This is a genomic window from Ignatzschineria sp. F8392 (genome assembly GCF_002252045.1).
Lineage (GTDB): Bacteria > Pseudomonadota > Gammaproteobacteria > Cardiobacteriales > Wohlfahrtiimonadaceae > Ignatzschineria.
In genome coordinates this window covers 186,593-200,835 of sequence record NZ_NEFF01000005.1, presented here as the reverse complement: position 1 = coordinate 200,835, position 14,243 = coordinate 186,593, and the positions used below count along the sequence as shown (strand labels likewise).

Sequence of the window (14,243 nt, the reverse complement as noted above, 5' to 3'; positions counted from 1 at the left end):
ATTAAGAGCTCCTAGCTAATTAGCTAGGAGCTTTTTCTTTGTCGGGATTTTTTATTCTTAAGAAAGTTCGTGGAGCTGCGGGAACCCACTACTTCATTCTTATTACTAGTGCATGCCCGCAGTTTGGGCATTTTCAATGCCTTTTGCCGGCACGTGATTTTTGGAAGAGTGCGATAGTAAGTTTCGGCAAGGCAGCAGCCTCTGTTGTTTCAACTAATTATTTCAACTAATTATTTCAACTAATCATCTTTATGATTCTTAAGAGAATTTGTGGAGCGGCGGGAACCCACTACTTCATTCTTTTAACCGGTGCATGCCCGCCGGTTGGCATCTTCGGTGCCCTTTGCCGGCACGAGATTTCTGGAAGAACGGGGTAGCGAGATCTGGCAACTCATCAGCTTTTATAACGATAAGAAATGTTTCGGAGATTGAATGATCGCCCCTTGCCGGCACGCAGTTTTTTGGCAGAATGGGATAGTGAAGACCGGCAACGCAACAGCCTCTGTTGTTTCAATGGATCATTTTGATGATTCTTAAGAAGATCTGTGGATCGGCGGGAGCCGACTATATCGCTCTTTTTGCCGGTGTATGCCCGCCAATCGGCATCTATGATGCCGGGGTGATTTCATTCTTATTACTAGTGTTGCCCGCCGGTCGGCATCTTTGATGCCGGAAAAAAGCTTGGTAGAAATATTAACTCAATGTAACCTGAAGTTTCAGCAATTGAGAAATTGCCCCTTGCCGGCACGTGATTTTTGGAAGAATGCGATGGTGAGCCCCGGCAACTCATTAGCTTCTATTTGTTTTAAGATCGGTACTTATAAAAATATCAAACTAAAAATTGAAATAATAACTTTATTGGTATTATTAGAGGAGGTCTGTAGTAGCTGCTCTCTTAAAATTATGGCTAATTTCCAGTAGAGTTAAGATGATTTTGGAGTTCGAAGATTGATATAATGGTACATATTTTATATCTCAGCTCTAATATTTTATGTAGATCTCAATAATTCCTTTTATGTTATGACGTTTTAAATGAAACAATATCGAATTTTATTAGCATTTCTTGCCCTTTTTCCAATGATTATCTATTACATTGGTCTCTCCTTTTGGCCACAATTTATGGCAACTCATTTTATATGGGGAGTCCCTTATTCTATTTTAGGCGGTGTAGTAGTGATGTTATGGGGGGCTTTTATTGCTCTTTTTTATGCGCTACTCTATTTTTTAAATAGAGATTTGCAAATAAAGGATGATTGATAATAGCCAATCCCTTAATGAGTATGAGATAGGAAGTTGATGAATAAAGTTTATAGAACTACAGGGAATAATGATGCATCAAAGTAGAAGTGTGACCCGCTATTTTTTAGCTGATCGATCGATAGGTGTATTGCAAAACTCATTTGCGCTGGCTGGGGATTATCTTTCTGCAGCAGCTTTTTTGGGCTCGATAGCAATGTATTTTACCCAGGGAATGGATTCTCTCTTCTATGCAGTGGCAACACTACTAGGATGGGTTTTATTACTCCTCTTCTTTTCCGATAAATTAAGAGCTACTGGTGCCTTTACTTTCTCTGATGTAATTAATACCTCATTTAATAGTCGAAGATTAAAAGTTTTAAGTGGAGTGACAAGTCTTCTCATATCGATATTTTATCTGTTAGTACAATTGGTGGGAGCTAGCGCATTACTTACTCTACTACTAGATTTAACCTTTGTCAGCGCATTATTAGTTATATCTCTTTTAACACTTTTTATTGTTTTAGTAGGGGGCATGAGAGCAACAACGTTTATTCAAAGTATTAAAGCACTATTACTATTTCTATTTGCCTTTACATTGCTCTTTTTAGTTTTGAAGAGAGTGAATTTCTCATTTGAAGAATTATTTCTGCGTGTTGCGGCCGTTACCTCTTTTGATTACTTGATGCCAAGTAGCGCTATTAGCTCAGGAATTGAGCAAATCTCATTAATATTAGGATTATTATTAGGTTTATTAGGCTTGCCCCATATTTTAATGCGCTTTTTTACAGTTAAAGATCAATCTGTTGCACTCTTTTCAGCGGCAGGAACAACGCTACTGATCGCAATCTTTTTTATTCTTAATCTTATCATTGGATTTGGTGCTGTAGTTTTATTAGAAGGAGAGCAGTTAACAGGAGGGGCAAATATGACGCTACTTCATTTAGCTTTTCTATTGGGTGGAGGTCTCTTTCAAACGATTTTAGCAATATTGGTTCTTATTACGGTATTAGCAGTTATCTCTGGTATTGTCATGGCTGCTAGTGCGACGGTGACTCATGATCTATTACCATTATTAAAAACCGAGCAGCAGTTAAGTGAGGCTTGGCAGCTGATCATTGCTCGTTTAGCCGTATTAATGATTTTTATTTTTGGCGCGATACTTGCTTATTTTTTTAGAGAGATGAATCTTGCTTTTCTTTTTGGACTTGCATTTTCATGGGTAGCAAGTGCCCACTTTCCGGTGATGTTAGGGCGATTTTATCTAAAAGGCTATAGTGAAAAAGGAGCATTTTATGCACTTTTAGTAGGTACATTGGGTGTTTTACTCTTCCTGATTTTTAGTGATACTGTCTGGGTTGATATCTTCTCTTTTCATTCTCTTTATAGTTATCGTAGCCCCACGCTTTTTATCTTGCCATTAACACTTGCAGTCTTGTGGTTATTCCGAGAGCAAGAAGTGGGGGAAAGAGAAGCGATAAGCTAAGCCTTCGCCGCCAAAGTAACTATCTTGAATCCCTTTTATTTTGAGTTCTGATAATCTTTTTTCTACCAGTTTTTGTGAGCTTTTCGATTTTAGTGTTGCATAGAGGTGAAATCCTCCTTGAGGGATCTGATAAGTTATAAGATCAGTTAAGTTTTTATCGAGCCAATTGACAAGGCGATCTGCTCTTATTTTTAGAGCTTGCTGTAATTTTAACTCATGCTGATTTGCATAATGTTCAAGATAATACTCTGCCATATATTGTGGAAGGGAGCTTAAGCCTGAATCAAGCTGTTGCCGGATATTGGCTAAGTTTTCGATGATAGAACGGGGCGCAACCATCCAACCTATACGAATTGATCTTCCTAGATACTTTGAGAGAGAGCCTAAATAAAATATATTATGATTTTTATCTGTCATTTTTAGCGGTCGATTGTCGATATAGTTGTAGAATGTTAATTGACCATAAGCATCATCTTCGACAATCGGTAGTTGTTTTCGATGACAATAAGCTATTAATGCTTCTCTTCTTTGAGACGATATGACTCGACCTGTAGGATTATGAAAAATAGGATTGATGAAGATCATCTTGATTCTATGTTTATAGAGTAATTGATCAAGCTTTGAAATGATGACACCTTCTTGGTCCATGGGGATCCCATATATTCGAATACCTAAAGCTTGAAAGATGGAGAGCGAGTAGAAATAGGATGGATTTTCAATAGCGATAGAATCTCCACTTTTTAAGAGTCCAAGCGCTATAAGTGAGAGCGCTTGCTGTGTGCCTGAGGTAATCATAATCTCCTCAATAGGCACTTCCCATTGGTGGCTTCTTTTAAGATAACGTTGAACTGCAGATCTTAAGTCTCTTGTACCGAGCCTCATCGATTCTTGCTCTCGCTCGGCATTTAATAGCAATTGCCAATCAATTTCAGGAAGCTGAAGAGAAGGGTAGAGTTCTATTGGAAGATCGCCATTTGTGAGATCATATTTCACTTTTGGTTGGAAGATCTCTCTATTAAATGGGCCATTCCACTGTAATCTCGGTTTTGAAAATTGACCCCACTTCTGTGGATTAATATAGGTGCCGGAGCCTACTTTTCGGATAATAAGGCGACGTTCATGAAGTTCTTCCATTGCTCTTACAACAGTCGATCGATTGACAGAAAAGAATTGGCTAAGTTCTCTTTCGGAAGGGAGTTTCTCTCCCGGTAATATTTTTCCTGCTATTAAGGCTTCTTCGATAGATTCGATGATTTGTTGATAGAGAGGTTTTTTGCTATTTCTTTTGATGTCAAAATGCATGGGGCGATTGTTCTTTGAGTTATTTGACAATTAAATTGTCATTGAGGGAGAGGCGAGAGGCGGGATCTCTTCTTATTTTGGAGATCATTTATTAAAAATAATCTCCTTCTTTACTGTTTAATTTACCAGAGATTAGGTCAGCTTTAAATGGATGGGTATAAACTCATCCAAATGGCTCTTTTATAGATTGAAAAAGTTCTATATTGTAGGGATTGTTTGATAAAAGTGGCGAATAAGTGTGGTTATTACTATTTATATATTCCATCTAATATTCTATCTATATCCCACTTATATATCTATTTCATCGGCTGTTGAATGCCCATTGAATGACTATTGAATGGCTATTCAACGGCGATGTTAATCATGAATAATAGTTGTCAATAAACAATAGTTGGCAATAAACAATATTTTCAATTACTAATAAATATATAAAAATCATATATCAGATAGTAATTGGCAGTCATGTGATAATAACTATTTAAAGCTATTTAATATAATATCTACTATGAAGGAGAGAAAATGAGTCAATTTATCGAAATGCCTAAACGTGGCGTGATTATGGATGTTGTGAATGTTGAAGAGGCTAAAATTGCAGAGGCTGCAGGTGCCTGTGCAGTGATGGCATTAGAGCGAGTACCTTCTGACATTCGTAAAGAGGGAGGAGTTGCCAGAACAACAGACCCGGCATTAATCGAATCGATCCAGAAAGCAGTATCGATTCCTGTGATGGCAAAAGTTCGTATAGGGCATATTGCAGAAGCTAGAATTTTAGAGGCGATGAATATCGACTATATTGATGAGAGTGAGGTGTTAACGCCGGCAGATGATGTTTACCATCTTTTAAAGAGTGATTATCGTGTTCCATTTGTTTGTGGGTGCCGTAATCTTGGCGAAGCATTACGTCGCTTAGGTGAGGGGGCAAAAATGCTTAGAACTAAGGGTGAACCCGGGACAGGAAATATTGTTGAAGCTGTGCGTCATATGCGTGAAGTGAATGCTGAAATTCGCCAGTTAGTGAACATGGCTGATGATGAACTGATGGTTTTTGCACGAGATCATCAAGCACCTTATGAATTAGTGAAAGAGGTAAAACGATTAGGACGATTACCGGTTGTTAACTATGCGGCAGGTGGTGTTGCAACACCCGCTGATGCTGTATTAATGATGCTTTTAGGTGCTGATGGAGTATTTGTAGGATCCGGTATCTTTAAATCTGAAAACCCTGAGAAGTTTGCATCTGCTATTGTGCAAGCGACTAAAAATTATGAGGATTTTGAGCTTTTAGTACAACTTTCCAAAAATTTAGGGACCCCAATGAGTGGCCTTGAAATCTCAAAAATCCCAACTGATGAGATTATGGCGGGTCGATAATCTTGGTAAAAATCATATAGTCATATCGATAAATGACTTTAGACGGGCTAGATAGAGAATAATCTATCTAGCTTTTTTATGTGAGTAGTAAACTCTATTCTATTTGTTTGTATCTATGGGGATTAATGGGGAAATAATTTTACTATATCTTTTTACTATATCTTTCTATAATAAGTTATAATCTTCGATCTAAGAGATTTTGATTTATAACAGAATCTATAGGGAGTAATTGATTGAAAGAGCCTTATAGATTCAAGTTTCAATTTTAATGGATTCCAATGAAAAGTATGCCTTTTGTTAAAAGAATAACTATTATCCTCGGAAGTATAATATTAGCTTCTTGTGCCAACAGTAATAGCCCTTCACTTAGTTCTCAAGAGATTGAGATAAAAGAGGTTGATAGTGCAGAAGCGCAAAAATTATTAGCTTTATCGAAACAACTAGAGCAGAAAGTTCAAAAATCGAATCAGCTAAAGTTAGATGAGAAGAATGAGAAGGCGAATTATAAGAAGAGAGGCAGTAGCATTACTCTTGTTGATGCTGCTCAAGAAATCATTCTGTTTCACCCTCGTGTAACTCAAGCGAAAGGAGAAGAGCGTACCGAAGAGGAGTTAATTGCAGTTGCGGAATCGAAATATTACCCTCAAATTAATGGGGGGATTGGAATGCGCAGGGATAGTAATCGTTCTGATCGTTATGATCGTGAGTTTTTACAAGATATCAATCTTGAAATAGAGCAAGTTCTCTATGATTTTGGTAAAAGATCAAGTGCAGTTAAGAGTGCAGAGTATAGTTATTTGACGGCAAAAGCTTATACATCAATGACGAATGAAGAGCTAATGCATATCGCCGCATTGACAGTTGTTGCTGCAGATCGTTATAAAAAGTTGATGCAGTTATCTCAAGATCAAGTACAAAGAATTGCAGCATTAGGAAAGCTAGTTGATGAGAGATATGAAAAGGGAGCAAGCAATCTTTCCGACGTTTATCAAGCAAAATCGCGCTTAGATGATGTTCTATCTGAAGAGCTAGATGTTGCAACCCAGCATCAAACAGTTTTGAGAACATTAGGGATTATTATCGGTCAGCCCCAATTGAGTAATGCAACGATTGGATCGCTTCCTGCCGGTCTCTCTTTAGCTTGTGACGTTGCACCTGATTGGAGTGCTATCCCTGCATATCAAGTAGCAGAATTGGAAGCTGAACGGGCGCTTGCTGAGCTTGAAAGGGCAAAAGCAGATGAACTACCAACCATTTCATTGAGAGGAAATGCTTCAAGAGCGCTCAATGCTACGCCTCGTTATGGTTCGCGCATTGATTCTACCGTGAGTCTTAATGTGACGATGCCGGTATATCAAGGGGGAGGGCTGTCAGCTAGTAAGCGAGCTGCTGCGAATCGAGCTCAATCAGCTGATGCTAAAAAAGCTGAGGTTCAATTAGATGTGAGTCAAAAATTGAGCGATACCCAAGTCAATTTAGAAAACCTCCATAAGCGGAAAAATCTCTTGATGCAACGTGTTGATAATCTTAAACATACTAAAGAGTTATATAAGAAACAATATTTAGAATTAGGAACTAGAACGTTAGTTGATCTATTAAATTCTGAGCGAGAATATCATCAGGCTCAGGTTGAAGTTGTCAATAACCAGCTTGATATCATTCAAGCACAATTAGATTGTGCATTTTATCAAGGCCAATTAGGGAAAAGTTTAGGTATAAATCAATATCGTTGATAATTGAATTCTTATTAGCAACTAATTAATATATAATTGATATCAATATCATTATTATAATCTGTCAATGTTTAATAGGATTGGCAGATTTTTCTTTTTCAGATGTAAAAAATTATTTTTATTTTTTATTGTTTTGTTATTTTTATTTAAATCTCAAAAAGAGATGAGTTATTGATGATCTTGAATAAATTGTATATTGATATTCATCAAAATAGTATAATAAAAGATAAAATTGACTGTGTTTAGATCTGTTCTATCACTCGGAATTAATTATTAATATTGGAAGTAAATTTGTGAACAAGAACGAAAATATTGAAGCAGTAACGGAAGAAGTCGAGGAAACAGTTAGTGAACCAGATAATCGAGATTATGGTTCATGGATTGAAGCCATTTTAATGGTGGCTAAGCATTATCGTATAGAGTGTTCGAAAGAGAATATCTTATTGACAAGCCACTGGCTCAGCGATAGACCGGTTAGTGATGTATTGCGAAGTATTGCTCGTCAGGCGGGCTTGAGTTTTAGTGTTATAAAATTAGAGGACTCTGAACTGTCTGTCTGGCGTTTACCCTTAGTTGTTCAGCTAAAAGAGGGTCAGATCGGTGTTATTGATGCGATCGATAAAGATGGTGACCTCGGTATTACTTATAGTGGTGATGGGGGTCTGAAGAGTCGAATTAGTAGAAAAGACCTTTTAGAGAATGTCATATTAGCTGTTGTTTTAAGACCAACACATACCGTTAGGGATGCAAGGGTTGATGAGTATGTTAAACCTCATGATCGCAGTTGGTTTAGAAAAATTGTCATAAAAGATTGGAAGCCCTATAGCCATATCTTTATTGCTTCTTTTGTTGTGAACGTATTAGCATTAGCGGGGATTCTCTTTACTCGACAAGTTTATGATAGGGTTATTCCAGCTGAATCTTATCCCACGCTTTATGTTCTCTTTAGTGGTGTTTTAGTTGCCATTATTTTTGGCTTTATTATGCGAAAATTGCGGACGAGAGTAACCGATCTTTTAGGGAAAAGGGCAGATATGCGCATTTCAGATCGTGTATTTGGTCATGTGTTGCGTATCAATAATATGCACCGACCTAAATCGACCGGGACATTTATCTCTCAAGTAAGAGAGTTAGACAGCGTTCGTGAATTGTTAACATCAACCACTGTTACAGCATTTGCTGATATGCCGTTCTTCTTTCTTTTCTGTTTTGTCTTTTGGTATATCGCGGGATCTTTAGTTTGGATTCCTATTGGTGCTGTTATCTTGATGGTTCTACCTGGAATTTTAGCCCAAAAGAAATTACGTGCTTTTGCTAATCAGGCAATGAGGGAGTCGGCATTAAGAAATGCGATGTTAGTAGAAGCGATACAGGGCAATGAGGATATTAAGACACTGCAAGCAGAACATCGTTTTCAGACGCAATGGAATAACTATAATGCTGTTTCAGCTGATGTTAATCTTCAACTGCGCTCCTTGATTAGTACCCTCAATAGTTGGACACAGAGTATACAAACATCAGCTTTTGCTGTGATTGTATTATTTGGGGCTCCAATGGTGATGGAGGGGGATTTAACAACAGGGTCTCTTATTGCTGCATCTATTTTAGGTGGAAGAATGATTGCACCTATGGCAGGAATTACGCAAGTTTTAAATCGTTGGCAGCAGGCAAAAGTCGCTTTAGCAGGGATTAATCAACTAATGGAGCTTCCGGTGGACCATCCTCCAGGGGAGAAACGGGTTCATAAGAGTGCGATCGCCGGTCATTATCAGATTAAAAATGCGCAATTTTTCTATCATGCAGAGAGTCAACAACCTTCATTGACGATTGAGAATTTAGAGATTAAAGCGGGAGAGAAAATTGCAGTTTTAGGTCGCAATGGTGCCGGAAAGTCAACCCTTTTACAGGTCCTTTCAGGATTGTTAACTCCTAAGGGGGGCGTGGTGACGCTCGATGGGGTAAGTTTGTCCCATATTGATCCGGCTGATGTGCGTCGAGATATAGGATTGATGAGCCAAAATTCCCGATTGTTTCACGGAACGATTCGAGAAAATCTGCTTTTTGGTGCTCCTTTAGCAACTGATGAGAGTCTACTTCATGCTCTGAATATGACCGGAGCAGCAAGCTTTATCAGTCAACTACCAACAGGTTTAGATTACGTTATTGCGGAAGGTGGGCATGGTCTATCTGGGGGACAAAAGCAATCCCTGTTATTGGCAAGACTCTTTATTCGTAACCCCCATATTGCGCTCTTAGATGAACCAACTTCGGCGCTTGATGATGTGACAGAGAAGAGCTTTATCTCGGCATTAGAGGGCTGGAGTATTGGAAAAACTCTGATTGTAGCGACACATAAGATGAGCGTTGTAAATCTTATGGATCGTATTATTGTAATTAACAATGGTCGAATTGTATTAGATGGATCTAAAGAGAAAGTGCTAGCACAATTATCGGGGAAGAAGTAGGTCTTAAGTAGAGAAACCGATCATGCTAAATAGATAAGTTTTAGCGATAATTATGAAATGATTAGTGCTATTAGAATGATAGAAACTAATCTTCTCTACGAGTATTAGAAGAATTTAAGAGGTTTATATGAGTAAAACCGATGAAAAACGTGATCTTTTATTATTAGATTATGAAGAAGATCAGAGACGTTATAAAGATCATATTGGGGAGTCTGAAATAGTAAAATCTTCCCGTATTATTTGGGCTTTTTTATTGCTACTGGTAGCACTAATAGTGTGGGCTTATTTTGCTGAAATTGTAGAGGTCTCAACGGGATCTGGAAAAGTTGTTCCCACCTCTCGTGAGCAGGTTATTCAATCCTTGGAAGGGGGAATTATCTCTGATCTTTATGTGCGCGAAGGGGATATTGTTGATAAAGGGCAGGTTTTAGCGCAACTCGATTTAACTAAAACTGAAGCCACTGTTGAGGAGAGTGCGGCGAAGTATCGTGCTGCGCTTGCCAGTATTGCGCGTCTTGAGGCAGAAGTGGATCATAGTGAGTTAGATTTTCCAGATGAACTTGATGCTTTTCCTGAGTTGATCCAAGCAGAGACTCGTCTTTATGAGACTAGAAGAAAAGCGTTGGAAGAATCTGTTCGTGGTTTGGAGCAGTCACTTGCATTGGTAAAATCTGAGCTCCAATTGACCCAAGCTTTAGCGCAACAGGGAGCTGCGAGTAATGTTGATGTTTTAAAACTTCAGCGCCAAGTAGTCGATCTTGAATCACAAATTACAGATAAGCTTTCTGAATATATGGTTCAGGCGCGTGAAGAGCTGAGTAAAGTCCAAGCGGAAGCGGAATCATTAGAGTCAGTGGTTCGAGGTCGGGAAGATTCTCTTTCACGTTTAACCTTGCGCTCCCCCGTTCGTGGCGTTGTTAAAAATGTGATGTTAACGACTCGAGGAGGTGTCGTACCTCCTAATGGTGAATTGATGCAGATTGTCCCTTTAGATGATCAGCTCTTGATTGAAGCACGTATTTCGCCTCGAGATATTGCCTATATTCACCCAGGGCAAGATGCTAAGGTGAAGATTACAGCATATGATTACTCTATTTTTGGAGGTCTTGATGGCAAGGTAACAGTCATCTCTCCTGATACCATTCAGGATGAGACAAAGCCTGATGTCTTCTACTATCGCGTCTTTATTTTAACAGAGACCGATTCTCTTATAGATAAGAAGAGCGGGAATGAGTATCCCATTGTGCCGGGAATGATCGCAACTGTTGATATTAAAACAGGCGATAAGACAGTATTTGATTACTTAATGAAGCCATTTGGTCGTGTTAAAGAGGCGTTAAGAGAGCGTTAGGGAGCGTAAGACCTGTTAAGAGTGGATCAATATGAGCCAAAATCAAATGTTGATCAAATGTCGATTAAATGTTGATTAAATTACCGATTTAAATGCTAGGAACAGATTGGGAAAAAGGATAATAGAAATGAACTCGATAACATTAGGAGAAGCACTCAATAACCGTGCTGATCTTCAGACAAAAATTGCACAGTTGATAACACGTTTAGGCGATAACATTAAGGTGCAAGAAGGTGATGCTCCAGCGCTATCCCCACAAACTTTAAAGATGGAGCTTTTTGCGGCAATTGATGCCTTAGGGGCGCTTATAGAGCGGATTAATAAGACCAATATCGCCACCGATTTTGATGAGAGAAGAAAGCTCTCAGAGGCATTGATTGAGCGAGAAAATTTAATGAAGAAGCGCCAGGTTGTTCAGCAGATGATCGACAAAGCTTCAGAAAATAGTAATCGTTACAGTATGTCGGAGATTAAGTTTATCTCTGTTGTAAATGTTGAGGCATTGAGCAAGGAGTATGATCAGCTCTCTAAACTTTGGCGAGAGCTTGATAATCAGATCCAAGCAATTAATTGGCGCACAGAGTTACTTTAAAGGTACAATTAGTTTAGGCAATATAGAGAAGGCGAGTATAAAACTGATAACTGTCATAGCATTAACCATGCATCCTTTAACAATTAACGTTAAGAACAGTTAACTCCGTGGCAAAGCCACAGAACAAGTAACACTTGACTATTGACTACCATATACTGATTCTCTATATGGGTGGGAACGGGGTATCCCTAGCTTTTAAGATTCTATTGTAGAGTTTTAGAGGCTAGGGATTTTTTATGCCGATCTATTTATGCTATCTATTTATTACTCTCGTCTCTTCCTTCTAAAGTGGAGAGCTCGCAGTTATTATTTTGATTGCCATCAATGACACACTTTTCTAATCGTTTAGCTGCATCAACGCCTTGAGCACATGCGCTTAAAAGAAGAGCGGTTGCAACAGTTGTAATAAGGAGTCGACCTTTTTTCATGGGGGTTAGATTCATGTTAATCTTCATCATTAGTTCCTTTTATCTGAATTTATTGGCTCTATTTAATAGAGTTTTGCAATTCTACAATCCTACAATCCTGTCATTCTATTTCTTAAGTTTAAGCCTCTTTAAGTAGTATAAGACAGTATGATAAAACAGTATAAATTAGTATAAAGATTTGAACCGAGATTTACCTTGGCTCAAACTACCATCTGTTTTTATTAAAGCAGGTTAGAGAGATTAGCGGGGGTAGTTAGAGTTGTTAGCTCTATTGATTGAAAATTTCGAACGATTTTTACTGCATAATGATTTTGCTCTTATTAATTGTGATTTATTGATCTAATCTCTGAAGTTTGCATCTTATTTGTTCACACTTTTGAAGTGGAATACTTTTATCTTTTTTATCCCGTGCTATAGTGAAAATGTTAAAAATTAAATATAAAAGTGGTGAAATAGAATTGGATTAGATTATCGTTTAATCAGATTTTATTGGAAAATCTTATTTGGCAATTCTTATCTTATAGATTCTGATGGATTTTTAAGACCCTACTTTTATCACTATGTTAGGAGAGATTATGAAAAAAGGATTTGCAAAGAGTCTATTAGTATCGGCATTAATTGCGACAATGGCAGTAAGTGGTGCCGTTGCGGCAGAGGTGCCGGAAGGTACTAAACTCCATAAAGAGCAGAAACTGATACGAAATAATGGTGCAGAGCCGCAATCACTTGATCCTCATAAAATTGAAGGGGTGCCGGAGGCAAACTTAGCGCGCGATCAATTTGAAGGTCTTGTCAATATTGACCTTAATGGTGAGATCCGTCCCGGAGTTGCTGAATCTTGGGAGAGTGATGATTATCGTGTTTGGCGTTTTAATCTGCGCAAAGATGCGAAATGGTCTAATGGTGATCCGGTAACTGCGGAAGATTTTGTCTACTCATGGAAACGTTTAGTTGATCCAAACACCGCATCTCCTTACGCAAGTTATCTTCAATATGCCCATGTTGAAAATGTCGATGATATTGTCAATGGTAAAGCAGATCCTGATACATTAGGTGTCCGTGCTCTAGATGACCATACATTTGAAATTACGTTAAGTGAGCCGATCCCCTATATTGATAAATTGGTAGGGCATACATCAACTGTTCCTGTTCATCGTGCAACTGTTGAGGAGTATGGTAATCAGTGGACTTCACCGAAGAATTTTGTCAGTAATGGTGCTTATAAATTAAAAGATTGGGTGGTGAATGAGCGTATTGTTCTTGAGCGCAACGACCAGTATTGGGATAACGATAAGACTGTGATCGATGAAGTAACGTTCCTCGCGATCCCTTCAGAGGTTACCGATGTGAATCGTTATCGTAGTGGCGAAGTGGATATGACCAATAATGCAATCCCCGTAGATCTCTTCTCAAGATTGCAACGTGATATCCCAGATGAGGTGAAGATCTCTCCATCACTCTGTACTTACTATTATGAAATTAATAATGAGCAAGCACCTTTTGATGATGCACGGGTAAGAGCAGCTGTTAAGTTGGCGCTTGATCGCGATATTATTGCAAATAAAGTTATGGGACAAGGACAGACGCCGGCCTTCGGTTTTACTCCGCCTTCAACAGTTGATATGGAAGCGATTGAGCCAGAGTGGTTCCAGCTTACACAGAAGGAGCGTAATGAGAAGGCAAAACAACTCTTAGCAGATGCAGGATATGGTCCTGGTAATCCGCTCTCATTTACACTACTCTATAATACTTCTGAGGCGCATAGAAAGGTTGCAATCGCCGCGGCATCGATCTTAAAACAGAATGCCGGCATTGAAGTAAAGCTTGAGAATCAAGAGTGGAAAACATTCTTAGATAGTCGTCATCAAGGGAATTATGAAGTGGCGAGAGCAGGTTGGTGTGCTGATTATAATGAGCCATCAAGTTTCTTAAATATTATGCTCTCTACTAGTAGTAATAATACCTCTCACTATAAGAGTGATGAATTTGATGCCGCAATGCGTAAAAGTATTACCGCAGCGACAGAAGATGATCGCGTAAAAGCATATCAAGAAGCTGAGAGAGTTCTTGATGAAGATAGTGCATTAGTTCCTATCTACTACTATGTCTCTCCTCGTTTAGTAAAACCCTATGTGGGCGGTTATAGCGTTAACAATCCGCTAGGTTATGCTTATACGAAAGATATGTATATTATTGAGCATTAATTACTAATCGTTAATCGCTAATCATATTGCGCTAATTATCTTGTTTTGTCGATATCGGTATATCTCTATATTGAT

11 protein-coding genes are annotated in these 14,243 nt (G+C 38.5%); 9 read left to right on the top strand and 2 right to left on the bottom strand.

Going from position 1 to position 14,243, the window contains the following annotated elements:
* Positions 1–38 precede the first annotated feature (38 nt).
* The 3 genes from B9T19_RS10505 to B9T19_RS08960 all read left to right on the top strand — a co-directional run bounded on the left by B9T19_RS10505 (position 39) and on the right by B9T19_RS08960 (position 2,722).
* Positions 39–230 carry a hypothetical protein gene (locus B9T19_RS10505; protein ID WP_143436877.1) on the top strand — a complete coding sequence of 64 codons (192 nt, stop codon included), beginning with the start codon at positions 39–41 and terminating at the stop codon, positions 228–230.
* An 802-nt stretch (positions 231–1,032) separates the two neighbouring features.
* Entirely contained in the window at positions 1,033–1,257 is a 225-nt protein-coding gene (locus B9T19_RS08965; protein ID WP_094568281.1) for a hypothetical protein, read from the top strand.
* Positions 1,258–1,330: 73 nt separating this feature from the next.
* Positions 1,331–2,722 (top strand): hypothetical protein, encoded by a 1,392-nt coding sequence (locus tag B9T19_RS08960; protein WP_158214390.1) that lies wholly within the window; start codon positions 1,331–1,333, stop codon positions 2,720–2,722.
* Here the strand turns inward: B9T19_RS08960 and B9T19_RS08955 are convergent.
* Entirely contained in the window at positions 2,678–4,024 is a 1,347-nt protein-coding gene (locus tag B9T19_RS08955; RefSeq protein WP_094568279.1) for a PLP-dependent aminotransferase family protein, read from the bottom strand. The genes B9T19_RS08960 and B9T19_RS08955 overlap by 45 nt on opposite strands.
* Before the next feature lie 519 nt (positions 4,025–4,543).
* Here B9T19_RS08955 and pdxS point away from each other — a divergent pair.
* The 5 genes from pdxS (at position 4,544) to B9T19_RS08930 (ending at position 11,536) form a co-directional block, all read left to right on the top strand.
* Complete coding sequence (gene pdxS / locus B9T19_RS08950) at positions 4,544–5,395, top strand: pyridoxal 5'-phosphate synthase lyase subunit PdxS (protein ID WP_094568278.1); 852 nt, start codon at positions 4,544–4,546, stop codon at positions 5,393–5,395.
* 278 nt (positions 5,396–5,673) lie between these two features.
* Complete coding sequence (locus B9T19_RS08945; protein WP_233146835.1) at positions 5,674–7,128, top strand: TolC family protein; 1,455 nt, start codon at positions 5,674–5,676, stop codon at positions 7,126–7,128.
* A gap of 293 nt (positions 7,129–7,421) precedes the next feature.
* Positions 7,422–9,593: a type I secretion system permease/ATPase gene (locus B9T19_RS08940; protein ID WP_233146834.1), complete on the top strand. Its 2,172-nt coding sequence runs from the start codon at positions 7,422–7,424 to the stop codon at positions 9,591–9,593.
* Positions 9,594–9,720: 127 nt separating this feature from the next.
* Positions 9,721–10,944, top strand: coding sequence for an HlyD family efflux transporter periplasmic adaptor subunit (locus B9T19_RS08935; protein WP_094568277.1), 1,224 nt, complete (start codon positions 9,721–9,723; stop codon positions 10,942–10,944).
* 127 nt (positions 10,945–11,071) lie between these two features.
* Positions 11,072–11,536 (top strand): DIP1984 family protein, encoded by a 465-nt coding sequence (locus B9T19_RS08930; protein WP_094568276.1) that lies wholly within the window; start codon positions 11,072–11,074, stop codon positions 11,534–11,536.
* Between the two features lie 257 nt (positions 11,537–11,793).
* Here the strand turns inward: B9T19_RS08930 and B9T19_RS08925 are convergent, their stop codons facing one another.
* Positions 11,794–11,994, bottom strand: coding sequence for a hypothetical protein (locus B9T19_RS08925; RefSeq protein ID WP_143436876.1), 201 nt, complete (start codon positions 11,992–11,994; stop codon positions 11,794–11,796).
* 545 nt (positions 11,995–12,539) lie between these two features.
* On the opposite strand from B9T19_RS08925, the gene B9T19_RS08920 reads away from it, so the two are divergent.
* A complete protein-coding gene (locus B9T19_RS08920) occupies positions 12,540–14,168 on the top strand; it encodes an ABC transporter substrate-binding protein (RefSeq protein WP_094568274.1) in 1,629 nt (542 codons plus the stop codon).
* Positions 14,169–14,243 lie beyond the last annotated feature (75 nt).

Bases quoted from the DNA above. Each gene is read 5' to 3' on its own strand.
- B9T19_RS08965 (WP_094568281.1), top strand. From the start codon at position 1,033: ATGAAACAATATCGAATTTTATTAGCATTTCTTGCCCTTTTTCCAATG.
- B9T19_RS08960 (WP_158214390.1), top strand. From the start codon at position 1,331: ATGCATCAAAGTAGAAGTGTGACCCGCTATTTTTTAGCTGATCGATCG.
- B9T19_RS08955 (WP_094568279.1), bottom strand. From the start codon at position 4,024: ATGCATTTTGACATCAAAAGAAATAGCAAAAAACCTCTCTATCAACAA.
- pdxS (WP_094568278.1), top strand. From the start codon at position 4,544: ATGAGTCAATTTATCGAAATGCCTAAACGTGGCGTGATTATGGATGTT.
- B9T19_RS08945 (WP_233146835.1), top strand. From the start codon at position 5,674: ATGAAAAGTATGCCTTTTGTTAAAAGAATAACTATTATCCTCGGAAGT.
- B9T19_RS08935 (WP_094568277.1), top strand. From the start codon at position 9,721: ATGAGTAAAACCGATGAAAAACGTGATCTTTTATTATTAGATTATGAA.
- B9T19_RS08930 (WP_094568276.1), top strand. From the start codon at position 11,072: ATGAACTCGATAACATTAGGAGAAGCACTCAATAACCGTGCTGATCTT.
- B9T19_RS08925 (WP_143436876.1), bottom strand. From the start codon at position 11,994: ATGATGAAGATTAACATGAATCTAACCCCCATGAAAAAAGGTCGACTC.
- B9T19_RS08920 (WP_094568274.1), top strand. From the start codon at position 12,540: ATGAAAAAAGGATTTGCAAAGAGTCTATTAGTATCGGCATTAATTGCG.